General features: G+C 33.7%; 28 protein-coding genes. 12 read left to right on the forward strand and 16 right to left on the reverse strand.

What is annotated here, in order from left to right:
* The 3 genes from galE to gatB are packed head-to-tail and all read right to left on the reverse strand — an operon-like array spanning position 1 to position 2,822.
* The gene (galE, locus tag HYD3684_RS01770) at positions 1-972 is read right to left on the reverse strand and encodes a UDP-glucose 4-epimerase GalE (protein WP_015418978.1); all 972 of its coding nucleotides are present in this window, start codon (positions 970-972) and stop codon (positions 1-3) included.
* Positions 973-1,419, reverse strand: coding sequence for a ribose 5-phosphate isomerase B (rpiB, locus tag HYD3684_RS01775; RefSeq protein WP_015418979.1), 447 nt, complete (start codon positions 1,417-1,419; stop codon positions 973-975).
* Positions 1,416-2,822, reverse strand: a complete 1,407-nt coding sequence (gatB, locus tag HYD3684_RS01780; protein ID WP_015418980.1) for an Asp-tRNA(Asn)/Glu-tRNA(Gln) amidotransferase subunit GatB — start codon at positions 2,820-2,822, stop codon at positions 1,416-1,418. The genes rpiB and gatB overlap by 4 nt, the downstream gene beginning before the upstream one ends.
* A 69-nt stretch (positions 2,823-2,891) precedes the next feature.
* Here gatB and HYD3684_RS01785 point away from each other — a divergent pair, with 69 nt between their 5' ends.
* Genes HYD3684_RS01785 through HYD3684_RS01840 form a run of 12 tightly spaced genes read left to right on the forward strand, consistent with a single transcriptional unit; the run spans position 2,892 to position 14,678 of the window.
* Complete coding sequence (locus HYD3684_RS01785) at positions 2,892-5,192, forward strand: DNA topoisomerase (ATP-hydrolyzing) (protein WP_015418981.1); 2,301 nt, start codon at positions 2,892-2,894, stop codon at positions 5,190-5,192.
* Positions 5,189-6,454: a serine--tRNA ligase gene (gene serS / locus HYD3684_RS01790; protein WP_015418982.1), complete on the forward strand. Its 1,266-nt coding sequence runs from the start codon at positions 5,189-5,191 to the stop codon at positions 6,452-6,454. Before HYD3684_RS01785 ends, serS begins: the two co-directional genes overlap by 4 nt.
* On the forward strand, positions 6,451-7,029 hold the full coding sequence (hisB, locus tag HYD3684_RS01795) for an imidazoleglycerol-phosphate dehydratase HisB (RefSeq protein ID WP_015418983.1): 579 nt from the start codon (positions 6,451-6,453) through the stop codon (positions 7,027-7,029). Before serS ends, hisB begins: the two co-directional genes overlap by 4 nt.
* On the forward strand, positions 7,026-7,997 hold the full coding sequence (locus tag HYD3684_RS01800; RefSeq protein WP_015418984.1) for an ADP-ribosylglycohydrolase family protein: 972 nt from the start codon (positions 7,026-7,028) through the stop codon (positions 7,995-7,997). Before hisB ends, HYD3684_RS01800 begins: the two co-directional genes overlap by 4 nt.
* 14 nt (positions 7,998-8,011) lie before the next feature.
* Entirely contained in the window at positions 8,012-9,022 is a 1,011-nt protein-coding gene (locus HYD3684_RS01805) for a rod shape-determining protein (RefSeq protein ID WP_015418985.1), read from the forward strand.
* Positions 9,019-9,792, forward strand: a complete 774-nt coding sequence (gene mreC / locus HYD3684_RS01810; RefSeq protein ID WP_015471335.1) for a rod shape-determining protein MreC — start codon at positions 9,019-9,021, stop codon at positions 9,790-9,792. The genes HYD3684_RS01805 and mreC overlap by 4 nt, the downstream gene beginning before the upstream one ends.
* Entirely contained in the window at positions 9,789-10,229 is a 441-nt protein-coding gene (locus HYD3684_RS01815; RefSeq protein ID WP_015418987.1) for a hypothetical protein, read from the forward strand. The genes mreC and HYD3684_RS01815 overlap by 4 nt, the downstream gene beginning before the upstream one ends.
* Positions 10,226-11,986, forward strand: coding sequence for a penicillin-binding protein 2 (mrdA, locus tag HYD3684_RS01820; protein WP_015418988.1), 1,761 nt, complete (start codon positions 10,226-10,228; stop codon positions 11,984-11,986). Before HYD3684_RS01815 ends, mrdA begins: the two co-directional genes overlap by 4 nt.
* A 23-nt stretch (positions 11,987-12,009) precedes the next feature.
* Complete coding sequence (locus HYD3684_RS01825) at positions 12,010-12,582, forward strand: SCO family protein (protein WP_237698618.1); 573 nt, start codon at positions 12,010-12,012, stop codon at positions 12,580-12,582.
* Between the two features lie 52 nt (positions 12,583-12,634).
* A complete protein-coding gene (locus HYD3684_RS01830; protein WP_015418990.1) occupies positions 12,635-12,826 on the forward strand; it encodes a YjfB family protein in 192 nt (63 codons plus the stop codon).
* Positions 12,823-13,524, forward strand: coding sequence for a response regulator transcription factor (locus tag HYD3684_RS01835; protein ID WP_015418991.1), 702 nt, complete (start codon positions 12,823-12,825; stop codon positions 13,522-13,524). Before HYD3684_RS01830 ends, HYD3684_RS01835 begins: the two co-directional genes overlap by 4 nt.
* Positions 13,515-14,678, forward strand: a complete 1,164-nt coding sequence (locus HYD3684_RS01840) for a HAMP domain-containing sensor histidine kinase (RefSeq protein ID WP_015418992.1) — start codon at positions 13,515-13,517, stop codon at positions 14,676-14,678. The genes HYD3684_RS01835 and HYD3684_RS01840 overlap by 10 nt, the downstream gene beginning before the upstream one ends.
* On the opposite strand, the gene HYD3684_RS01845 is transcribed toward HYD3684_RS01840, so the two are convergent.
* The 13 genes from HYD3684_RS01845 to lptC form a co-directional block, all read right to left on the reverse strand.
* Entirely contained in the window at positions 14,675-15,736 is a 1,062-nt protein-coding gene (locus tag HYD3684_RS01845) for an AI-2E family transporter (RefSeq protein ID WP_015418993.1), read from the reverse strand. The two genes, HYD3684_RS01840 and HYD3684_RS01845, sit on opposite strands and share 4 nt — an antisense overlap.
* On the reverse strand, positions 15,720-16,274 hold the full coding sequence (yihA, locus tag HYD3684_RS01850; RefSeq protein WP_015418994.1) for a ribosome biogenesis GTP-binding protein YihA/YsxC: 555 nt from the start codon (positions 16,272-16,274) through the stop codon (positions 15,720-15,722). The genes HYD3684_RS01845 and yihA overlap by 17 nt, the downstream gene beginning before the upstream one ends.
* On the reverse strand, positions 16,271-17,446 hold the full coding sequence (gene trpS, locus HYD3684_RS01855) for a tryptophan--tRNA ligase (protein WP_015418995.1): 1,176 nt from the start codon (positions 17,444-17,446) through the stop codon (positions 16,271-16,273). The genes yihA and trpS overlap by 4 nt, the downstream gene beginning before the upstream one ends.
* Entirely contained in the window at positions 17,443-18,105 is a 663-nt protein-coding gene (locus HYD3684_RS01860; RefSeq protein WP_015418996.1) for a site-2 protease family protein, read from the reverse strand. Before HYD3684_RS01860 ends, trpS begins: the two co-directional genes overlap by 4 nt.
* Complete coding sequence (locus HYD3684_RS01865) at positions 18,105-18,818, reverse strand: DNA-binding protein (protein WP_015418997.1); 714 nt, start codon at positions 18,816-18,818, stop codon at positions 18,105-18,107. Before HYD3684_RS01865 ends, HYD3684_RS01860 begins: the two co-directional genes overlap by 1 nt.
* A 30-nt stretch (positions 18,819-18,848) precedes the next feature.
* The gene (gene amrS, locus HYD3684_RS01870) at positions 18,849-19,868 is read right to left on the reverse strand and encodes an AmmeMemoRadiSam system radical SAM enzyme (RefSeq protein ID WP_015418998.1); all 1,020 of its coding nucleotides are present in this window, start codon (positions 19,866-19,868) and stop codon (positions 18,849-18,851) included.
* A 49-nt stretch (positions 19,869-19,917) separates the two neighbouring features.
* Positions 19,918-20,301 (reverse strand): hotdog domain-containing protein, encoded by a 384-nt coding sequence (locus HYD3684_RS01875; protein ID WP_174256041.1) that lies wholly within the window; start codon positions 20,299-20,301, stop codon positions 19,918-19,920.
* Positions 20,302-20,400: 99 nt separating this feature from the next.
* Positions 20,401-21,099, reverse strand: coding sequence for a TIGR03915 family putative DNA repair protein (locus HYD3684_RS01880; RefSeq protein ID WP_015419000.1), 699 nt, complete (start codon positions 21,097-21,099; stop codon positions 20,401-20,403).
* Entirely contained in the window at positions 21,093-22,286 is a 1,194-nt protein-coding gene (locus tag HYD3684_RS01885; RefSeq protein WP_015419001.1) for a putative DNA modification/repair radical SAM protein, read from the reverse strand. Before HYD3684_RS01885 ends, HYD3684_RS01880 begins: the two co-directional genes overlap by 7 nt.
* A 47-nt stretch (positions 22,287-22,333) precedes the next feature.
* Positions 22,334-22,654: a chemotaxis protein CheB gene (locus HYD3684_RS01890; RefSeq protein ID WP_237698619.1), complete on the reverse strand. Its 321-nt coding sequence runs from the start codon at positions 22,652-22,654 to the stop codon at positions 22,334-22,336.
* Positions 22,655-22,707: 53 nt separating this feature from the next.
* Entirely contained in the window at positions 22,708-23,478 is a 771-nt protein-coding gene (gene uppP, locus HYD3684_RS01895) for an undecaprenyl-diphosphatase UppP (protein ID WP_015419003.1), read from the reverse strand.
* Entirely contained in the window at positions 23,475-23,987 is a 513-nt protein-coding gene (gene lptA / locus HYD3684_RS01900) for a lipopolysaccharide transport periplasmic protein LptA (RefSeq protein ID WP_015419004.1), read from the reverse strand. The genes uppP and lptA overlap by 4 nt, the downstream gene beginning before the upstream one ends.
* Positions 23,977-24,480 (reverse strand): LPS export ABC transporter periplasmic protein LptC, encoded by a 504-nt coding sequence (gene lptC, locus HYD3684_RS01905; RefSeq protein WP_015419005.1) that lies wholly within the window; start codon positions 24,478-24,480, stop codon positions 23,977-23,979. The genes lptA and lptC overlap by 11 nt, the downstream gene beginning before the upstream one ends.
* Positions 24,481-24,496 lie beyond the last annotated feature (16 nt).

A 24,496-nucleotide genomic window follows, 5' to 3' on the forward strand; every position in this document is an offset into this window, starting at 1 on the left:
TTAACGTTGTTTTTTCTCCCATTCCCAAGCGGTTTTTACTATAAAGTAAGGATCGTCGTATTTTGGTTTCCAGTTTAAATTGTTTTTTATCTTATCAACGTTGGCAATAAGAACAGGTGGATCTCCCGGTCTTCTATCGTAATTGTATACTGGAAAATCAACACTTGTTACCTCTTTTACTATATCCACTACCTCTTTTACACTCAAACCTCTTCCGTAGCCACAGTTAAATAAATCTGATTTGCCACCTTCTTCGAGATATCTCATTGCCTCAAAATGAGCATCCACAAGATCTGATACATGGATATAATCTCTTATGCAAGTACCGTCTTTTGTGTTGTAATCTGTGCCGTATATACCAAAATCTTTTATCTCACCTTTTGCAGCTTTTAAAGCCCTTAATATAAGATGTGTTGGTTTTTTGGAAATTTGCCCAAGCTCTCCTTCTGGATCTGCCCCAGCTACGTTAAAATATCTAATGGCCACATACTTTAAATCGCTTACTCTTGATACATCTTCTAGGGCTTTTTCAAAGTTTGCCTTCGCTCTGCCATAGGGGTTTATTGGTTCTATTGAATCCGTTTCTTTTACAGGTTTATCGGATTTTATACCGTAAACGGCTGCAGTGGATGAGAATATAAAGTTTTTTATACCTGCTTTTAAAGCGTATTCTAAAAGCTTTAAACTGTTGCAAAAATTGTTTTCATAATATTTTATAGGCTCTTGCACAGATTCTTCAACAGCTATATAGGCTGCAAAATGTACTATTGCACCTGGTTTAAACTCTAAAAGTGCTTCTAATGTCTCTTTACTTTGTATATCAGCTTGCAAAAACTTTCCACCTTTTATAAACTCTTTATGCCCTGTAGATAGGTTGTCTATAACAAGAACATCGTACCCTCTTTTTAGAGCTTCTTTTAGCATATGAGAGCCTATATAACCAGCCCCTCCGGTGATGGCTATTTTTTTCATTTATATACCTTCTTCTTCAAAAGATGATATAATCCTTAATCTTCTTTCGTGTCTTCCACCTTCAAAGTGGGCATCAAACCAAGCATCCACTATAGATTTTGCCAATTCAACCCCTATTACTCTACCGCCTAAACATAGGATGTTTGCGTTGTTATCTTTTACGCTCATCCTTGCCATATATTCGTTTAGGCAAAGAGCAGCTCTTATGCCCTTTATCTTGTTGGCACTGATAGACATACCAAGCCCACTTCCACATATTAGTATGCCTCTGTCGGCTTTTTGGTTTTTAATATGAAGAGCCACTTCTTTGGCATAAAGAGGATAATCTGTGGATTCTTTGGAATGTGTACCGCAATCTATTAGCTCATGGCCTTTTGATATTATGTGTTCTTTTAAGGCTTCTTTTAAGTCAAACCCAGCATGATCTGAGCCTATGGCTATTCTCATAAACACTCTCTTATAAGCTTGTTTACAAGTTTCGGATTAGCTTTGCCTTTGGTAATCTTCATAACCTCCCCTACTAAAAATCCAATTAGTTTTTCTTCGCCGTTTTTTAGCCTTTCTCTTTCTTGTGGGAATTTTTCTAATACGCTTATTACCACCGCTTTTATCTCATCTTCGTTTGATATTTGCTTTAAGCCCTTTTCTTCTATAATAACATCTGGGTCTTTTTTACTTGTTAGCATCTCTTTTATAACTTCTTTTGCTATTTTTGTAGATATGACGTCTTGTTTGATAAGTTCCACTAGTTTTGCCAAATGTTGTGGTGTTATGGGTATTTCTTCTATCTGATTTTCGTTCATAAATCCAAGTACATCGTTCAAAAGCCAATTGCTAAGAGCCTTATACTCTTTAGTATACTTTGTGGCTTCTTGGAAAAAATCTCCTAACTCTTTTAGGTTTGTAAGCACAGACGCTTCATATCTACTAAGACCGTAATCTTTCATCAACCTTTCTATGCGCTCATCTGGAAGCTCAGGCATATTATCTTTTATGCTCTTTAAAAGCTCTTTAGTTATGACAAGAGGAAACAAATCTGGATCTTTAAAATATCTGTAATCTTCTGCTTCTTCTTTGGTTCTCATTACAAAGGTCTTACCGCTTTGAGGATCAAAGCCTCTTGTTTCTTGTTCTACAGCTTTTCCTTCAAGCAATATAGCTTTTTGGCGCTCTATCTCATATTCTATAGCTTTTTGCACAAATTTAAAAGAGTTTACGTTTTTTACCTCTACTCTCGTGCCAAGTTCTTGAGAGCCTTTTGGTCTTAGAGATACGTTTACATCGCATCTTAACTGGCCTTTTTCCATATCTGCTTTTGAAACACCAGCATATCTTACTATAGCTCTTAGTTTTTCTAAAAACTCTTTTGCTTCTTCTGCGGAGTTTATATCTGGTTCTGTAACTATTTCCATAAGAGGTGTACCAGCTCTGTTTAAGTCCACCAAAGAACTGTTTTCATAGTGGTTGTTTTTCCCGGCGTCTTCTTCTAAGTGTAGTCTTCTTATCCTTACTTTTTTGTTTTCTAAAAGCACAAAACCATGTTCAGCTAAAGGTTTTTCGTATTGAGATATCTGGTATCCTTTTGGTAAATCTGGATAAAAATAGTGTTTTCTTGCCATTATAGATGTTAGGTTTATATTGCAGTTTAACGCTAAGGATGTCCTGATACCATATTCTACTGCTTTTTTGTTTATAACCGGAAGACTCCCTGGCAACGCCATACACACTGGGCATACGTTTGTATTGGGAGGAGCATCGTATTCAATCTTGCAAGAGCAAAACATCTTTGTTTTTGTGTCCATATGCACATGCACTTCCAACCCTATAACTGGCTCAAATTCCATAGCCATTACATTATAGCATAAAGCTTTATTAAAGTTTAATTGGTTTTATGCTTTTAGTATGATAAAATTTTAATTATGGAAATATTGGAAATCCCTATAGAAGAAGAGGCAAGACAATCTTATCTTGATTATGCGATGTCTGTTATAGTTGGTAGGGCTATACCAGACGTTAGAGATGGTCTTAAGCCGGTTCAAAGAAGAATACTGTATGCAATGTATGAAATGGACCTAACCCCAGACAAACCCTTTAAAAAATGTGCCCGTATCGTAGGGGATACGATGGGAAGATATCATCCCCATGGAGATCAAGCTATATACGATGCTCTTGTAAGAATGGCTCAGGATTTCAATCTTAGATATCCTCTTGTAATAGGACAGGGAAATTTTGGTTCTATAGATGGAGACCCTCCTGCTGCAATGAGATATACAGAGGCAAAGCTATCTAAAATAACCCTTAGCTTGTTGGAAGATATAGAAAACGATACTGTAGATTTTGTACCAAATTTTGATGAGAGTGTCATGGAACCCCAGGTTCTTCCGGCAAAGATGCCAAACCTCCTTTGTAATGGTACTACAGGTATAGCGGTAGGTCTTGCTACTTCTATCCCCCCTCACAATCTAAAAGAAGTTTGCGATGCGTTGGTGGCTTTGGCTCAAAACCAAGATATAACTGTAGAAGAGCTTATGCAATATATAAAAGGACCAGATTTTCCCACAGGCGGTATAATAGTGGGGGAAGTGTCGCCAGAGGTTTACAAAACTGGAAGAGGACAGGTTACTGTTCAAGCAAAGGCAAGGGTAGAAAAAACAAGCTCTGGAAGAGAACAAATAATAATAACAGAAATCCCTTACATGGTCAACAAAGCAGAGCTTATAAAAAAGATAGCAGAACTAGCAAGGTCTGGTAAGCTAAAAGAGATTTCTGACTTAAGAGACGAATCTGACAAAGAAGGTATAAGAATAGTAATAGAACTAAAGAGAGATGCCAAAGGAGAGGCTGTATTGAAGAAGCTTTACAAAAACACCTCCCTTAGAAAAAACTTTCCTATAAATATGGTGGCTTTGGTGGGGCTTGAGCCAAAGCTTTTAAATCTAAAAGATATTTTGCTGGAATTTTTCAAACATAGGCTAAATGTGATCTATAGAAGGACTGAGTTTTTCTTAAGAAAAGCCGAAGAAAGACTTCATATAGTAGAAGGACTTTTGATTTGTATAAAAGATATAGACAAAATTATAGAAACCATTAGAGCTTCACAAGATACCCAAGAGGCCAAAGAAAAACTCATGAATAGCTGGAGTCTAACTGAAAAACAAGCTCAGGCAATACTTGATTTAAGATTGCAAAGACTTACATCTTTAGAAACTTCTAAGCTTCAAAAAGAGCACGATGAGCTTATAGAAAATATCAAAACTTATAAAAATATATTGGAAAACAAACAAGAAAGGATAAACATCTTTATAAAAGAGACAAAAGAACTTGCAGAGCGTTTCAAAGATCCAAGAAGAACTTTCATTGAAGGTATGATAAAAGAAGATACCTATGTGGATGTTTTTGTCACGAGAAATGGATTTGTAAAACCTATAGAGCTTTTAGAAGAGGAAAAATCTCCTATTGTTAATGTGGCAAGTTTGAAGTTTACAGAAGGTCTTTTCATAGTATCAAATAAAGGAAGAGTTTATTGGACTGCTGGGTCAGAAGCTTTGTCTGGAAGCTCCATTCATATGAAGGATACCGACGAGTACGTTGTAGGTGCCTTTGTGAGAGAGCAATACAACTCAAGACTTCTTATCTTGACAAATAAAGGCTCTATAAAGAAGATACCTCTTGTGGAGTTTGAATACAAAACTCAAGGCTTTCAAATATTGAAGCTCTCAGAAGGTGAAGAGGTGGTTTATATAAGCGGTTCTCAAGATGAGAGCGAAATACTTATTTTAACCAAAAAAGGTTATATAAATAGAATTCAAACCCAGGACGTAGGAGCCACCACATCTAGCTCAAAAGCCATTCAATGCATAAAGCTTAATGAAAATGATGAGGCTATCTCGGTGAAAGCTTTAGATGACAAGGTTTTTGGGCTTTTAATAACAGAAGAAGGATACGCTAAAAAGATAAAGCTAGAGGATATTCCAAAAAAATCTAGGACATCTCAAGGTATAAACGTACTAAAGCAAAAGTTTTTAAACGCTTGCGATTTGATATTTTACAACGATGATGATAATTTTGATGTGTTGATATCCACTTTAAACGGCTCTCATATAAAGCTTGATATTAAAAGCTTAATACAGCGTATGAAAGTACCTGCTGGTATAGGTGTGCCTGAGGAAAAAGTGATTGATTTGAAAGATGACAAGATCTATAGGGTGGTGTTGTTATGATTAGTATAGAGCTTATAAGAAAAAATCCAGAGTATGTAAAAGAAAACTTAGCCAAAAGAGATATTTTTTTGAAAGACAGGATAGATGACATACTAAAACTAGACGAAGAAAGGAGGCATAAGATAAAAAGAATTGAGGATTTGAGGGCTCTAAGAAACGCTAAAAGCAAAGAGATAGGTAGTTTAAAAAAGCAAGGACTAAACACCGAAGCTCTTGAAGAAGAGATAAGGTTAATTAAAGAGGAAATATCAACATTAGAGGAAGAGCTAGCCCGCATAGAAAAATATACAGAAGACCTTCTTCTTAGAGTACCAAATCTATTGCACGAAAGTGTTCCTTACGGTAAGGATGAAAACGATAACGTAGAGATTAAAAGATGGGGCGAAATACCAAAGTTTGATTTCGAAATCAAAGATCATGCTGATCTTGGTGTTTTGAGAGGTTTTATAGATTTTGACCAAGCTGCTGCTATATCTGGTAGTAGGTTTAGCATATTGAAAGGTCCTTTGGCAAAGCTAGAAAGGGCTCTTATAAACTTTATGCTTGAAGTAAATGCGAAGAATGGCTATCAGGAAATGACAGTACCTCACCTTGTAAAACCTCAAGCGTTAGTGGGTACTGGGCAGCTTCCAAAGTTTCAAGAAGAGCTTTACTATGTAAAAGATGATGATCTTTATCTTATACCTACTGCTGAAGTGCCTCTTGTAAACGTATTCAAAGACACCATATTAAAAGAAGATGATTTGCCCATTAACCTTACAGCTTACACTCCTTGCTATAGAAGAGAGGCGGGTTCTCACGGAAAAGATGTGAAAGGGCTCATTAGACAACACCAGTTTGATAAAGTGGAGCTTGTAAAAATAGTTCATCCGGATAATTCTTACGATGAGCTAGAAAAACTTTTATCAAATGCGGAGGAGATTTTACAACTTTTAGAGCTTCCTTATAGAGTAGTGGCTCTTTGTTCTGGTGATATAGGTTTTTCAGCTTCTAAAACTTACGATATAGAAGTGTGGATACCTTCTCAAAATAAGTATAGAGAGATATCCTCTTGTTCTAACTGCGAAGATTTTCAAGCAAGAAGGGCAAACATAAGATTTAAAGATAAAACTGGCAAAAATAGGTTTGTTCACACTTTAAACGGTTCTTCCTTGGCAGTTGGTAGGACGCTGGTGGCTATTATGGAAAATTATCAAACGAAAGATAATAGGATTAGAATACCAAAGGTTTTAAAAGATTACATAAAGGAAGAGTACATATGAGAAAAGCACATATTTTTAGACAGACAAAAGAAACGGCTATAGATATCGATATTGACTTAGATGGTTCTGGTGTTTATCAGATAGAGACACCTATAGGTTTTTTAAATCATATGATGGAGAGTTTTTCGAAGCATAGCTTTATAGACATAAAGTTAAAAGCAGAAGGCGATATCCATGTATCTTACCATCATCTCGTGGAAGACTTAGGTATAGCGCTAGGACAAGCTGTATCTAAAGCTTTAGGAGATAGATCTGGTATAAATAGATATGGATTTGCAATTTTACCTATGGACGAAGCTTTGGTGCTATGTTCTCTTGATTTTTCAGGTAGAGGGCTCTTTTATTACGATAGAAAAGATTTAAGAGGTAAGATTACTGAGTTTGATTTCGAGCTAATATGGGAGTTTATAAAAGGGTTTGCCTTGGAGTCAAGAGCCACCGTGCATATAAAAATTCTTGATGGACACATACTTCATCATATAGCAGAGTGTAGTATAAAGTCTTTAGCTTTTAGTGTAAGACAAGCTGTAGCAAAACAAGATAAAGGCATCCTTTCTACGAAAGGGCTTTTATGAAAGCAAAGTTTAGGGGTATCGCTCTTGGGTCTGCGATAGGAGACGCTATAGGAAAATCTTTTGAGGATTTAGATATTTATCAGGTGGAAGAGTTTTATAGGGATTTGCCTATAACAAACTTTGTAGAACCCCACCCTAGCTCTCCGGCGTTTTTCCAAAAGCCAAACGAAACTTCAGATGAAACTACTGTTGCAAAGCTTTTGATAGAATCTATATTAGAATCTAAGAAACTTGATATTTATAATTATTTCGATAAACTTAAAGCTTGGGCTTTTGATGAGACAACGCACAGATATCCAGATCCATTTATACTAAAAGCCATATACAATTTGTCAAATAACATAATAGAAGGCTTGCGATTTTCTTCTGTAGAAGGCATACTTAGGGTTATAGCCACTTCTATGCTTCACTTTGAAAATGAAGCCCTATCCGAAGAAGCGGCTAAGTTGGTTACAATGCTTACCCATAGAAGCGACGAAGCTTTGGACGGTGCTATTTTGTTTAATCGCTTTTTAGTAAAATCCATAAAAAACGATGAATCTTTGGAAACTTTAGAAAATAGAATAGAGCTTTTAAAGGAGTTAAAATCTTGTGTTAAAAGCTTTTATACAAAAAAAATGTTAGATATTTTGATAGATGCTTTAGAAGAAGGATATTCCAAAGAAAAAGCTATTGTAAACATAGGTAATGGTAATTTTGTATTGGAGAGTTTAGGGTTATCTTTGTATTATTTTCTAACGGAAGGTATTGAGTATCCATTTGATACTTTTGTTAGTGCTATAAATTCCTATTGGGAATTTGGCGGTGATACAGATGCTATAGGTTTTATTACAGGAGCTTTGTTGGGTGCTTACCATGGATATGAGTTTTTACCAGAGGATTTGATACAAAATTTAGAAAACCATCAGTATTACATATATTTAGCGGATAACCTTTATGAGCTTAGTAAAAGATTACATGCAAAATAGGTTAAAATATTAGTATGTTTGGATTCATGAATAGTGCAATAGGTATTGATTTGGGTACGGCTAACAGTTTGGTATTCATTCCAGGACGAGGCATTGTATTGGAAGAGCCTTCTATAGTAGCTATAGATTCGAGAAAGAATAAAGTTTTGGCAGTGGGGACGGAAGCTAAGGAAATGCTTGGAAAAACCCCTGATTATATAAAAGCTGTGAGACCTTTAAAAGATGGTGTTATTACAGACTTTGAAATAACTCAGGTTATGATATCTCATTTTATCAAGAAAACGTTGGGTAAGGGTATATTAAAACCTAAGCCTCGAGTTGTAGTAGGTGTACCTTCTGGTGTTACACCAGTAGAAGAGCGAGCAGTTATAGATGCTGCAAAGTCAGCTGGGGCAAGGGAGGTATATCTCATAGCAGAACCAATGGCAGCTGCTATAGGGGCAGATTTGCCAATTTCTGAGCCTATAGGTAATATGGTAGTGGATATAGGTGGAGGAACCACGGATGTAGCTGTTATATCTTTGTCAGGTATAGTTATATCCCATTCTCTTAAAATAGCTGGTGATGAGATGAACGAAGCTATCATTGAATATATAAAAAGAAAGTTTAGTATGCTTATAGGTGAGCAAACCGCTGAAAAAATAAAATTAGATCTTGGCTCTGCCACAATGCCAACGGAGAGGAAAGAAATGGAGGTAAGGGGAAGAGATGCCACTGGACTTCCAAGGTCTATAGTTGTTGATTCTGTACAAATATACGAAGCTTTGGAAGATACGTTAAATGCCATAGTGAGCGCTGTCAAAACTACTTTAGAAAAAACTCCACCGGAATTGGCTGCCGATATAGTAGAAAGAGGCATTGTGTTAGCGGGTGGAGGGTCTTTGCTTAAAAATATGCATCATAAATTAACTCAAGACATTGGTATAAAAACATACTACTGTGAAGATCCTTTGAGAGCTGTGGCAAGAGGTGTTGGTAAAGTTGTGGACGATATAGAGCTTTTAAAGAAAGTATCCTTTGCATGAGGCTTACTTTTTTATATATATTTTTGCTTTTTTCATCTTTCATCTTTATTTTTATTCCAAATACGGCTTATTTGGTCAAATACGATCCTTTTAACTATATAACCAACTATAGACTCTCGTTTTATGCTTTTATTAGCGACATGTTTAAATTATATGTTGATTTGGTTGATGTTAAAAAAGAAAATATTATCCTAAAGAAAGAGCTAAGTTATTATAAAACCTTTAGCTACGAGCTTCAAAAATGCCAAAATGAAGCTAGGCAATTATATTATATATCAAATAGTTTAGCTTTCATAAACAAACAATCAAACCCAAACGTATATATCTCAAGAGTTGTTGGCTATGATATGTCTGGGAAGAAAAGTTTATTAGAAATACAAAACAACGGTAAAATAAAAGAAGGAAGCCTAGTGTCTTCCAATGGATATTTTGTTGGCGTAGTTTATAAAGTCTATAAAGATGTGGCTTATGTTATGACGGTTTATAACAAAATGTTCAATACAATAGTGTACAATTATAGGACTGGAGATACTTATATTTACAAAGGTGGTTACCCTTATGGTAGCATAATAAACGCTACTTCTAACGATGATATAAAGGTAGGAGATTTAGTTTATTTTAGAAGCTTGAAAAACCAAAACATACCGTATTTATTGGTGGGCAAAGTTATAGAGGTTAGTAGATCAAAAAATTTATTTTTTTTAAACATAAAATTAAAACCTATGGCCAATCCTAACATATACGATTTTGTGGTGGTAATTAATAGATGATTGGTAAGCGTTTTGTTGTTTGGTTTTTTGTAATTTTTATATTGGAATTCTTCTTTTTAGAGGGAAACAGTGTATATCCATTTCCAGAAGCATTTTTACCTTTGATATTTTTAAATTTAGAAAACAAGTATATTCCGCTTTGGTCATTTTTAATGGGTATTTTAATGGATCTTAGTGTAAATACGTTGGGAGTTTTTACTTTCAGCTATACGCTTTATAGTGTAATAATAAGAGTTTTGCTTAGCTACACTTTAGAAACCGGTTTTCTAAAATTACCCATGTTTCTTATCTTTGATCTACTTGTAAAGCTAACGAACGTTGGTATTATTTATATAAAGTACCATCATATTGATTTTGGATTTTTAAGTTTTTTCATGTCAATTTTTATAGATTGTATAATATTTTTTGTGTTAGATAGGTTTTATAAAAATGTATGAAGAAAAATTACATCGTTTTTGCGCTTTTAATATTATTAGCTTATATTGCAATAGGTGCCAGATTATTTTATTTACAGGTAATAAAAGGAGACAAATATTACGAAGAGTCTAAGCAAAACTATACCAGACTTCAGATACTTTACCCTCCAAGAGGTGCTATAGAAAGTTCAGATGGCAAAAAGCTTGCCTATGACGTTCCCACTTACGATCTTTATATAGATCCTCAAGAAATATCTGAAAATAAAGATTTATCAAAAGAGATAGAAAAATTTAAGAACATGTTTGGTATAGATATAACTAATATTATCAAGGTAAATAAAAATTCTATAACACCTATAAAAATTATGGACAACCTAAGCACCCAGCAGCTGGAAACATTTTATGCAAATTCTTACAAGTTTCCTGGTATTTTTGTAGGTATAGTACCAAAAAGGGTGTATCCTTATGGAGATGAATACGCTCATATCCTAGGTTATGTAGGCTTGCCATCTCAAAAGGATTTAAAAGAATACAAGATAGGTCCTCAAAGCCTTGTAGGTAAAGCTGGTATTGAAAAGCGATTCAATAAATATCTTATAGGTGAGCTCGGTTATAAAAAAATAATGGTGAATGCTTTGGGAAAAGAGCTTTACACTATTGATAAAAAATTACCCGTACAGGGTGATACAGTAGTACTTACTATAAACTCTCAGATTCAAGACATAGTGCATAATGTGTTTTTAAGCTCTGGTCAGAAAGTGGGTGCAGTTATAGTTATGAACGCTCACAACGGTGAGATATTGGCATTGGATAGCTTTCCTGAATACAACCCAAACGATGTTTATAAAGATTGGGATAAGATTATAAATAACCCTTTGAGGCCCTTTTTAAATAGAGCCACTGAGGCTATATATCCACCCGGCTCTGTTTTTAAGATCCCTATTGCAATAGCTGCTCTAAAATACGGTGTTATAACTCCATCTTCTACCCTTGATTGTTCTGGGTACATTAAAGTAGGTAATCATATTTTTTATAACTGGATTAGATACGATACAGGATATCAGACAATAGACCAGGCTATACAAAACTCTTGTGATACATTCTTTTATCAACTTGGTATGAAGCTCGGCCAGAGAAAGATATACGAAATAGAAAAAGACTTTGGATACGGCTCTAGTATACCTTTTGAACTTTACAATTCTCCTGGGTTTTTACCTACTAAAAGCTGGAAACTAAGGAAATTTCATCAACCTTGGTATGAAGGTGATACGGTTAACATGAGTATAGGTCAAGGTTATGTGTTGGTTACTCTTCTACAGCAAGTTACCATGATGGAAGGTATAGCAAACAACGGCGTGATATATCAACCTACTTTGCTAAAAGAAATAAAAACTGCCGATGGAAAGATTGTATTTGAGAATCACCGCAAGGTTTACAAGTATGTACGAGCACCGCTAGAAGATTACTCAATAGTTAAAAAAGGCTTAAGGGAAGTTGTTTTAAAAGGTACTGGTACAAACGCATTTTCTACTATTGTGGATATAGCAGGCAAAACTGGCACAGCTCAAGTGGTATTTGGAAAACATGTAGGCCCAAACAGTCCGTGGAAATATCAACCAGATGCTTGGTTTGTGGGCTTTGCACCGTATAGAGACCCTAAGTATGTGGTGGGAGTTATAGTAGAGCACGGTATTGAAGGAAATCTCACAGCTGCTCCTATTGTAAAAAGAATATTGGAACAAATATATATAAAAGGTATAAATAGAGAAATAAATTAACTTTGTATGCTATAATATTTTTTGTGAGAAAATTAACGTTAATTTTTGTTGTTATATTTAGTATTTTGCTATTTTCTTGCGAAAAGCCAGTAAACCCAAGCATAAACGCAAAACCTTTTGATTTTAAGCTTCTTTCTGGTAATAAAGAAGTATCGTTGAAAGATTATGAAAATCGTTATAAGGTAGTTTTGATTTACTTTGGTTATACTCATTGCCCTGATGTATGCCCTACGGTGTTGCACAGGCTATCTTCTATGTACAATATGCTTGGTGATGATAAAAAATATGTAAAAGTTGTTTTTATAACTTTAGATCCCAAAAGAGATACTCCAAACGTTGCTGATGAATATGCTAAGTTCTTTAACAAAAATTTTAGCGGTTTATCCGGGGATCCAGGTTATATAAAAAAAGTAGCCGATAGCTATGGTGTGGTTTACAAAATAGTGCCTTCAAAAACACAGGGTTATCTGATAGATCATACTGACAACATATATGTAATTTATAATAAAAGCCTAAAAACAATATTCTTTGACAAAGACCAAAACCCAAGTTATATGGCTTCTTACATAAAAAAACTTTTAAAAAGTAAAGGCTAAAAAACTTGCTTTTTGAACCGATATAACTTATATTAATCAAAGGAGGTGCAATATGAGTTACATGGACATAGCAAACATAGCAACAGACATGCAGCAAGCTAAAGATGTAAACAAGCAGCAATTATGGGGCTTAAAATCTATGTTGGACAATCAATCCAACGTAGTACAACAGCTATTGGGCGAAGTTTCAAATACAAACAACAATCCGCCAAACACAGGAGAAAAATTAAACGTAAAGGCATGAAGGTTCTTATAGTAGAAGACAATATAGACTTAGCACTTTCCATAAAGGATATTATAAGAAGCAAAGGATGGCTTGCGGATTTTGTATCAAACTTTGAAGACGCCAAATATGCTACAAAAGATAAGTCTTACGATATAGTGATACTAGATTTGATGCTTGGTCCTAAAGATGGTATTGAGCTTTTAAAAAATGCTAGAGAAGAAAACTTAAAAACACCATTTTTGATACTTACCGCAAGAGATGGTATAAACGATAAATTAACTGCTTTCAACATAGGAGCCGATGATTATCTTACAAAACCTTTTGATATGAAAGAGCTTCTTGCAAGGATAGAAGCCATTGTAAGAAGAACTAGACAAACTAGTGGCGCTGAGTTAATTTGCAATAAACTTGTACTCGACACTTCTAATTTTACAATTCAAATAGATGGTAAGGTGATACCAGCTACTAAAAAACAATTTTTGATATTAGAAAAGCTTATTTCTAACGTTGGAAGAGTTGTAACAGTAGAACAGCTTCTTAGTTATGCGTGGGGAATAGACGAAGAGCCGTCTTCTTTTTCTTTGAGGTCCCATATTAGAACAATCAGAAAGCTTATAGACGGCTCCGGATGTCAGATAAGGACGGTTTACGGTATAGGATATTCTATAGAACCCAAAGATAGCTCCGGTAAAACAGAAGAGACAGATTGGGATTAGAAGAGAAAAAAGAAAATACACTTGCCTATCTTACCGTAGTATATAGTCTGGTTATTTTTGCTATAGTTTTTATATTTTCTATATCATCGTATTTGGCTTTTAGTATATTGGTAGATAACTTTGTAGCTTCAGATTTGAGACAAGAATTGCGATACATAAGCTCTCAGAATATTACCCAGAACACGAAATGGCTTACTTTTAGCGATGAATCAATAGCAGTGTTAGATAAAAGCGGTAATATAATAAGCATATCAAAGAACTTTCCTAGTTTTAGGTTTTCAAAATTTAAACCTGGTTTTCATCTTGGATATATAAACGGTAAAAAGATTATGTATATAAGGGCTTTACTACCTAATCATTTTACTGTGATAGTAGCAAGAAACATGACGAAATTTGAATCTATTAAGAAAAAGCTGTTGAGCAGTTTTATATTAGCCTTGGTAATACTTTCTGTAATAATAGCTTTTACAGGATTTTTTATAGCGAAAGCCATAACAAATAGCTTTATAAATTTCATGGAAAGAATATACACTATGGCTCTTAACTTTTCTCATGAGGTAAAAACACCACTAGCTATAATATCTACAAACCTTTCTTTGTTGGAAATTAATCCTGATAAAGCTTATATAGAAAGGATCTCAAGAGCTCTAAAACAATTAAACAACCTTTTAAATAAAGTAGTTTTCATAGCAAAAGCAGATGAGTATTCTATGTTAAAAAAACAAACGTTTATGCTGGAAGATGTTGTAATGAAAGCGCTAAAAGAACTTGAGCCTATTATAGAGGAAAAAGGTTTAAAGATAGAGCTTAACATAGAGCCTATAGAGGTTACATCTTCTTGGGAGCTTTATGAAGCTATTGTATCTAATTTATTGGAAAATGCTGTAAAATATACAAACGAAGGTTATATAAAAATAGCGGTTGTATCTGATAATAAAAATATAATTATTAAGGTAGAAGATACTGGTGTTGGCATACCAAAAGAAAAACTCTCTACAATTACCAAAGAGTTTGAAAGAGCCAACACAGATAAACCTGGTTTTGGTCTTGGGCTTTTCATAGTATCAAAGTCAGTTGGTATATTAAAAGGTAAATTGCATATTGAATCTGAGGAAAACAAAGGCACCACTATAACAGTTTATATACCGTTTTAGGAAAATTTTTCTTTGTATATGTTAAAGGCTGTAATAAGGGTTGTAAATACTATAGGACCTAAAAACATACCCAAAAATCCCATACTAAACAACCCACCCAAGACAGACAAAGATAGCAGTATATAAGGTATGTGTATGGCTTTTTTCATAAGAAGAGGTCTTACAAAGTTATCTGAACCTATTATAAATAAGATTGAATAGGCAAATGCTTCTAACGATGCTAACAAACCACTTTGATAAGCTACGTAAAATCCATAGGGTATCCATACTAAAGCCGTACCAAGAGGTGGTATAAAAGAAGACATAAATGTTGCAAAAGCAAGCACCAGAGCATAGTTTGGAGTAAAGTAATAATACATAAAAAATCCAAATATAGCCTGTATCAGCGCAGTACCAACGAAACCATATACTACGCTAAGTACTGTGGAATATACAGTTTTTAGTATTGTATCAAAATCTTTTGTGTTTATTGGGGTTATATCTTTTACAAAATCTATAAACTTATCCCAATCTCTTAACATAAAAAATGTTGACATAAGAAATATAAGAGCTTTTAACATAAAACTACCCAAAAAAAGCACCATGTTTTTTAGTTGATCACCCAAAAAAGAGGCAGCGTAGGTAAGTATAGAGTTAGCAGCTTGGTTTATAGTGGGGGCATTAAGATGCAAAAACCTCAAAAATTTGTAGTAGGTAATATGTTTGCCAATGATTGGCAATTTTTTGGATATAAGATACACTTTTTGTTGGTCAAGGCTCATTAAGAATGCACTAGCGTTTTGCACAAGGTAAATGCCTTGCTCTATTATGAGTACTCCAAACACAGAAAACGGTATTACTACTATTAGCAATATAAGGATTGTGATAATTAAAGAACTTAAGTTTTCAGATTTTAGTATATGAGAAAGTTTTTTGTGAAGCGGATAAAATACTATTATAGCTATCATAGACCAAACGATAGGTGTAAAAAAAGGAGCTATCGTGTATATTGCAAGGATTATAAGTATTATTAAAAATATTGTAAAACTTATGTTTATCTTCTTATCTTTTTTTAGCATGGCTTAGTTCTTTGATTATAGCTTTTAGCTGTTTTATGCCTATGCCATCTTTTGAAGAGGTTTGTATGATGTTTTTATCAAAAGCTTTTAAACGATTTAGCGTATTGGCAAGTTCTTTTTGAGTGGCTTTGTCTACTTTTGTTAAGACTAATATTGTGTTTAAGCTTTTACTATCAAGATAATCAATAAGCATATTATCAAGTTCCGTAGGACCTACCACAGAGTCTATTAAAGCAAAAACACACAATATATTTTCACCATAGTTTTCTATAAAATCGTTTATTATGTTTGCCCATTTGTTTCTTTCTTCTTTTGATCTTTTAGCATATCCATAGCCAGGCGTATCTACTATATAAATATTTTCTTCTATATAAAAGTTTAAAGTAGCGGTGAGACCAGGGTCTTTGCTTACCCTTGCTATTTTTGTGTTGGCAATGGCGTTTATTAAAGATGATTTACCTACGTTTGAGCGCCCAGTTAGTAGTATACAAGGTTTGTCTTCTGGAAAATCTTTTACATAGGAACCTTTGAACTTCATAGACCCAATATGTCGTTTATAGAGTCCATGTTTGATTTTGCTATTTGGTTTGCCTTTTTGTTGCCCTCTTCCAATATGTTTTTTACCATATCTTTGTCTATATCTTTTCTTTTTTCTCTTATAGGTGCTAAAAAGTTATTTAGATTTTTAGCAAGTATTTTCTTGCATTCTACACAGCCAAGTTTACCGCTTTTACAATCAAGCTCTATATTTGAGGTTTCATCTAAGTTTGTAAAAATCTTATGATAGCTAAACACGTTGCATTTCTCAGGATGACCAGGGTCGTTTTTTCTAAGTTTTTCTGGATCTGTAAACATCTTCATAATCTTTGACGTGGTTTCTTCTTCTGTTTCATCTATCATAATTGTGTTGTTGTAAGATTTGCTCATCTTCCGTCCATCTGTGCCAAGAAGTTTTGGAGTTTCTGTAAGTATGGCTTTTGGTTCTTTGAAAAATTCTTTGTAAAGATAGTTAAACCTTCTGGCTATCTCCCTCGTTATTTCTATGTGTGGAAGCTGATCTTCTCCTACTGGTACACCATCAGCGTTGTAAATTAATATATCTGAGGCCATCAAAACAGGATATCCAAAAAATCCAAAGGTATCTGTCTCGTAAAAATCTCTTTTTGATATGTTTAGCTCTCCAAGTTTTTCTTTATCTATTGCCCCTTCTATTAAAAGCTTTATAAAAATATCCGTTAGTCCATCCAACAAAACTTTTTTAAACATCGCTTCATCTTCTACGATTGCAGGAGCGTGCTTAAGCATAATATCTACAAGAGGTGTCAATTTTTCAGAGTACTCTTTTTCTACATGGTTTATCTTTAGTAGGTTGTATTTTGTATCTTTATAAGTGGGATTTAGTTCTAACCAGCTTTTTGGGGTTATCATACTAAGTATAAGATTTAACTCCGCATGATATTTTACTTTTGATTGAACAAACAGCGTAGATTTATTTGGGTCAAGACCCATTGCAATCCAATCTGCCACCATCTCAAGCGTATTTTCTTTTATTTTTGATATATCTTTATAAGAAGTGGTAAGAGCATGCCAATCTGCCACAAAAAATAGAGTCTCGTGTTCTTTTTGTAAGTCTACCCAGTTTTTAACAGCTCCAAAAAAGTGCCCTATATGAAGTTTTCCAGTGGGTCTCATGCCACTTACTATTCTCATATACCGAATCCACCCAATAGTATTCTATAGGCAATGGCTATAAAAGGATATATAATTTTACCTATTACACCAGTAAAAATAAGCACAGTAAGTATCAAAAACCCATAAGGTTCAAACTTATAAAACTCTTCCCAATACTTTACAGAAAAGAAACTCATAACAATACGGCTTCCATCCAAAGGAGGTATAGGCAAAAGATTAAAAAACGCCAACACTAAGTTTATTATAACAAGCTCTCTAGAAAACCACAAAAGAGGTTCTACAACGCTTGCGAAAAAAAATGGATTTATATCAGATGCTATAGTGCTTTCTAAAAGCCTAAAAGAAACAGCACCTAATATTGCCATCGCTATGTTGGCCAAAGCACCAGCTGACGATACAATAAGCATACCCATCCTTAAGTCTTTAAATCTGTATGGGTTTATAGGTACTGGTTTTGCCCATCCAAAAAGTATAGGAGAACCTACAAGCATCAAAATCCCAGGTAATATAATAGTACCAAGCAAATCTATATGAGGAATTGGATTTATTGTTAGCCTTCCAGCTTCCTTGGCGCTTTTATCCCCCATCCAATAGGCCGCTGCCCCATGAGCTATTTCATGAAATATAACAGCCATCATTAAAGCCGGTATAGTAATTACTATTTGCTCAAAGTTCATTATTTTATTATATCAGATTGTTTATATATAATGCGCTGACAGTTAGGACACATAAAGCTAGGTATGTTATTTTGGATTAGCCTGTTGTAAAAGTCTATTGGCAATATAGTTCCACAATAAGAGCAGGCTTTGTTATCTATTGGTACAAAAACAGGTTGTACTCTTTTTTTAATATCTTCATAAAAATCTATAAGGCTTTTCTCTAAAGTATCTTTGTAGTCTTTTATATCTTTTTCCGCTTTGAGTATAGATTGTTCTATGCTTTCTAGATCTTCTTTTAAATTTCTTATCTCTTCTTGTAAGCGTTTTTGTTTTAAAAGTAAATCTTTTAATTCGTTTGAGTTTTCTATATTGCTAAGTTGTATATACGCTTGTTTTAACCTATTTTTTGTATTTATAATAGCGTTTTCTGTTTTTGATTTTTCTCTCAACACATTTTTATACAGCTCTTTGCTTTTGATGGTTCTTAGGGATTCTGTTATCTTTTTGAGATTTTTTTCGTGATTTTCTATGGTTTTTAGTAGTTCTTCTATTAGTTTTTTGATATTTTCTTTTTCTTTGTTTATGCTTTCTACCTCTTTTAATACGTTGCTAAGCTCTTGCTCAAAGTGTTGTATTTCTTTCAATATTTTTTCTTTTTCTTTTAAAAGCCTAAAAAATCTTTCTTCTTTTTCCTGTAATAAAATAAGACTCCTTAAACTATCTTTATCCATATGTGTAATCTAATATTATATCAGATAAGGTTATTCAAATACACCTTCTATTTTATAACCGCAAAAACTACATTTTCCTTTTTCTAATTTTAGGCTTTTAATAAAAAATCTATCTCTTTCTATAACTACATTGTTGCAATTTGGACATACAGTATGTTCGTGCTCTGATTTTATGTTGCCAGTATATACATAGTATAGACCCTCTTCTTTTCCAATCTCATATGCAGTTTTTATCATGGACTCTGGCGTAGGGTATAAATCTAGGGCTTTGTAGTATGGGAAAAACCTTGATATATGCCAGGGCATATGAGGACCTAGCTCTTTGCTTATAAATTTAGCTATTAACCTTAGTTGTTCTTCGTCAAGGTATTTTGGCACCAAAAGAGTGGTAAGCTCAATCCACTTGTTGTGCTTTAAACACAGTTTTATGAAGTTTAAAATAGGTTCAAGTTTTCCTTTGGAATATTTTGCATAGGCTTTTTCTGAGAAAAACTTTAAATCTATACTAAAAGCATCTATAACATCCATAAGCTTTAAAGCAGGTTCTTCTGTGATGTATCCAGCGGTTACCATGATGTTTTTTAAGCCTTTTTCTTTAGCTAACTTTGCTATATCAAACATGTATTCATAAAATATTATAGGGTCAGAGTATGAGTAAGATATACTCTTAGAGCCTGTTTCTATCGCCTTTTGTACTATTTGTTCTGGAGATATATAGGAGTTTTCAAAAAACGATTTGTTAGACTCATCTATTTTTACTTGAGATATTTCATAATTTTGACAACCAAGACAATGTAGATTGCATCCTGGTGTTGCTATCGTTAGGGTTTTATGTCCTGGTAAAAAATGAAACAACGGTTTTTTCTCAACTGGATCAAGTGCTATAGATACCAAAGATCCATATGTAGCGCTTAAAAGCTTTCTGCCTTTATTCAATCTAACACCGCATACGCCTACTTGGCCTTCTTTTAATTTACAATAATCAGGGCAAAGTTCACATATTACTCTACCATCTTCTGTAGTTTTCCAATATGAAGCTTCTATAAACATTTTTATAATTTACAGTATTTTTTACATTTTATCAATGATAATTGTATGTTTATTCTAAAACGTGCTTAGGAGTTACAACACAAAGGAAAACACCTTCAAAAACTTTTATATCGTTAACTTTTACAAAAGCCTCCACAGTATATTTGTTGTTGTCTATTTTCTGGATTTTGGCATAAGAGGTCATAACATCTCCTAATTTTACCGGTTTTAAAAATTTAACCTCCGCTTTTGCCAATACAACGTTTGGATGATTTACAGCAAGCATAGATGCATAATCTGCTAGTCCAAATATAAACCCACCGTGTATAAGCCCTTTTTCATCTGCTACCATGTTTTCTTTGGCTTCTAAGCTCACTACAGCGTAGCCTTCTCCAAGCTCAACGGGAGTACCACAAAGACCTTGATTAATCTTTAAATGTGTGTTAATCATCATCTTATTAATTTATCTAAGTTATCCTGGGATTGTATGATATTGCTAAATATAAACGTATACTTTTACTATTGTAATATATCATAAGACAAAAATCAATGATTAATTATCGAATTCAATCATATACTTTCTAAAGTACTTTGGAGCGTAGTGATTTTGCAACCTTGCGTTGGACCTTTCTCTTATTGTAACCGCTTCAAAAAATGCCTTCCATAGTTTTTGGTATGTATCTTTTTCTATATTTATCTCTTTGTCAAAAGCTTCTATACTAAGATGTTTTTCGTGGTAAACAGCTGCTTTTTTCCTTTTTACGTCGTGTATTACAAAGTTCTCCTCTTTATATCTTCTTTTGAAAAACTCCCCTAAGTAATCTAATACAAAGTGCTTTGGCTCAAACTTTGCATATAAAATATTATCTACCTGATGAAACCTTAAAAAACCTATGTATTTGTGCCTTTCTCTATTTACCGATTTTCTATAATAAATTAGATTTCTTATAAAATCTTGATTTACATCCTTTAGGTGCTTATACTCCAAGTAGAATAAAAAACTTCTGTATGTATCAGAAAAAGCCTTTTCTTCATCATAACAAAAGCAATCGTAAAAGAGTTCTATCGTCTCTTCGTCTAACATTTGTTTGAATTTTTTTAGTATATCATCTTCTATTTGTACTTTTACAGTTTTAAAAAGAGATGGTTTTTTGGCTTTTAAGAATATAGGATTTTTTATATCGTTTTTAAAAGCCCAATACAAGGCACTTAAAAAACCTTCAAAACTATCTTCAAATACTATATTTACCATAACCTTAGCTGAGTGTAAGAAGGCTTTTGGGAACTTTCTTTTATGATGGCTTTTCTTATATATTCTGGAGACAGGCTATAACCTAAGTATTTTTTTGCCACTATAAAGTGCTTTGCCTTTTTAATAGATATTCCAAGCTTTATAAGGTCCATATATTCTAAGGTTTTAAATGCTCTTGCTTGTATTATTTTCATGGCGTTTTTTCTACCGATGCCAGGCACTCTTATGAGCTCTTCGTAGGAGGCTTTGTTTACATCTATTGGGTATAGATGTATATTTTTAATGGCGTAGGCGGTTTTTGGGTCTAGCTCTAAGTCTAAGTTTGAATCTTTTTCAACAATCTCTTCATACTTAAAATCGTAAAATCTAAGAAGCCAATCAGCCTGGTAAAGCCTATGTTCTCTTAAAAGAGGTGTTTTATCCACTTTTATATGCTTTGTGTTTGGAACTGGTATATAAGCTGAGTAATACATTCTTTTTAGTATTTTCTTTTCGTAAAAATAAGAGGCAAGCCTTAAAATCTGATAATCTGGCTCGTTGGTAGCCCCCACTATAAGCTGTGTTGAGGTGCTTGCTACTGGCTTTTCACTGCTCTCTCTTAGATTTTTTAAAAACATCAGAGGTTTTAAGACGTTGTCTTTATTTTTTTCCGGTGCTAAAAGCTTTAAACTTTGCTCAGTAGGAAGCTCTATATTTGAGCTAACCCTATCTGCTAGTTTAGAAGCTTCTTCTATGAGCTCTTTGGAAGCTCCTGGTATAAGTTTTAGGTGTATATATCCGTTAAATTTATATTCTTCTCTTAAAATTTTTACGGTTTTTAACATTAGTTCCATCGTATGATCTGGGGACTTTGCTATACCAGAGCTTAAAAATAAACCTTCTATGTAGTTTCTTTTGTAAAAGTTTATAGTGATATCGGCAAGCTCTCTTGGTGTAAAAGAAGCTCTTTTTATATTGTTGGACGCTCTATTTATACAATATTCGCAGTCAAATATACATACGTTTGTAAAAAGCACTTTAAGAAGCGAGACGCATCTTCCATCGGATGTAAACGTATGGCAAACCCCTGGTGCATAGGAGTTTCCTATACCACCTTCTATAGTTTCTCTAACTCCTCCAGAGCTGGCACAAGATACGTCGTATTTAGCACCATCAGCTAATATTCTGAGTTTTTGCTCAACATCCATACGTTATAAATATAATGCGTTTTTAATCTTTTAGAATGATAAAGTTTTTATTTTGCTATTTTAACCAAAAATTCTGGTATTTCATCTTTTTTAAGCACAAAATCTACACAACCGGTTTTTATGGCATTTTCTGGCATAGCCCACAATATAGCAGATTTTGGATCTTCGGCTACCGTAATACCGCCATTTTTCTTAACATCCACTATACCCTTAGACCCGTCGTCGCCCATGCCAGTCATTACTATACCGCAGGTGTTTTCCTTAAAAACCTTGGCACAAGAAGACAAAAGCAAGTTGGCAGATGGTACATATATTATAGAATCTGAATTTAGATGCTCTGCAAAGCTTTTTGTAAATGTATCTGGCATATGTATAGCAATAACTATAGGATAAGGAGAATCAGCTGGGAGCTTTGGAAGTGTCACCTCAAAAGATAAGCTAAATAAGCTAATCCAGTAATTATTCTATAATATCCAAAAATTTTAAGATTGTTGAAAGATATGAAATTTAAGAAAGTTTTTACAGAAACAATTGCAAAAACAAGGGCTGTTATAAAGCTAATACCCATTGGTAATATATCTTGGTGACGAATTTGACTATGGTCTTTAAGAAGTGAATATAAACCAGCGCTAAGTATTGTTGGTATTGCTATTAGAAAAGAAAAATCAGCGGCAGTTTTTCTCTCAAAGCCTATAAGCATAGCGCCTATGATAGTAGCACCAGAACGAGAAACTCCAGGTATCAAGGCAAGAGATTGAATAAAGCCTACGGCTATTGCGTCTTTTATGGTAACATCTTTTAAACTTGTGATTTTTGGCTTTTTGGACAAAGATTCTACTATTATGATAATAACACCACCAATAAATACCATACTTGCGGTAATGAGTGGATTACCAAGAAGATAGTGTTTGATTGGTTTGTAAAATAAAAATCCTATGGCACCTGTTGGCACGAATCCAGCTATTATTTTAAGCCATATTTCTTTATCTACTATAAGCCTTTTTGAATAAAGTATTATTACTGCTATTACCGCTCCTATTTGCATGAATATTTCATATATTTTAAAGGCAGGGTTTTCTGTATTTATACCAAGAAGCTTTCCCACCAGTGTTAAGTGCCCTGCTGCCGATACTGGTAAAAATTCCAAAGCTCCTTCTACTATGCCAAGTATAATAGCATGTACGATGGTCAAGGTTTTGCTCCGTTACCGTTTGGTATAAATATAGATTGTACTCTTTTGCCAGTTACTATAGCTTTATCCAATTTTCTATAATATATAACTTTATCTCCTTGTACTACATCGCCTTTGTTTTCCAAGTAAGCATTACCAGTTACTATAATCTCATCTTGGGGAGCGTCGTATTCTATAACATTGCCTTTTATAAGCTTGTTAGGTTCAGTATAAACAGGGTTTCCTGTGGCTATTATTTTTTCTATTTTTTTGTTTTTGTCTAAAAATATTTTTAGCTCTTGGCAAGTTAGTTTTCCGTTGCCCCTTGTAGCTACTACGTTGCCGGTGTATGTGATTATATTGTTGTTATAATCCATTTTGTTTGCTTCTATATATATAGGTTTGTTATTGTTTTGGGTGTTTTGAGCTTTTACGCTTTGCATTGGTTTTTCTACTTTACTAAAAGCTAAAAACGACAACATAAAACTTAATATCACAAAAACTAATTTTTTATTTGCTTTATTTTTCATAGCTTTTAATATTATAAACTACAACATGAAGAGATGGCTTTAAATTTATATCAAAAGATTTCCCGTAGGAGATAAATTTATCTTCCGAAATTATTATATCATCGTTGGCCCAAAAGTGTGAATTTTTCAAATCTATGTTTGTGTATTGGGTATATATTTTGTCTTGGGTAGTTTTATCAGATTTTGAAAATACTACATCTTTTTTTAAATATCCAACACCAGAGGTTTTGTTTATAACACCTTCTTTTGCCGTAATTGTATAAGGATAGTCTGTAGCTTTTATGTTCTTTAGCGTTATATTTTGTCCTTTTATTATCAATATATCGCCCTCAACATTCCATTGATCATGGTCATTTGAGTATATGTGAATGTCTATTTTTTTTAACACCTGTGGAGAATTTATAAAATGGTTGTTTGTATGTTCTTTTTCGTATATAAAAAAAGCCCCTATACTTAAAAATAAAACAACAATTAAAGATATTATAATTTGCACAAAATAATTATATCAG

This window comes from Hydrogenobaculum sp. 3684, assembly GCF_000213785.1.
In the GTDB taxonomy this organism is placed as follows: Bacteria; Aquificota; Aquificia; order Aquificales; family Aquificaceae; genus Hydrogenobaculum.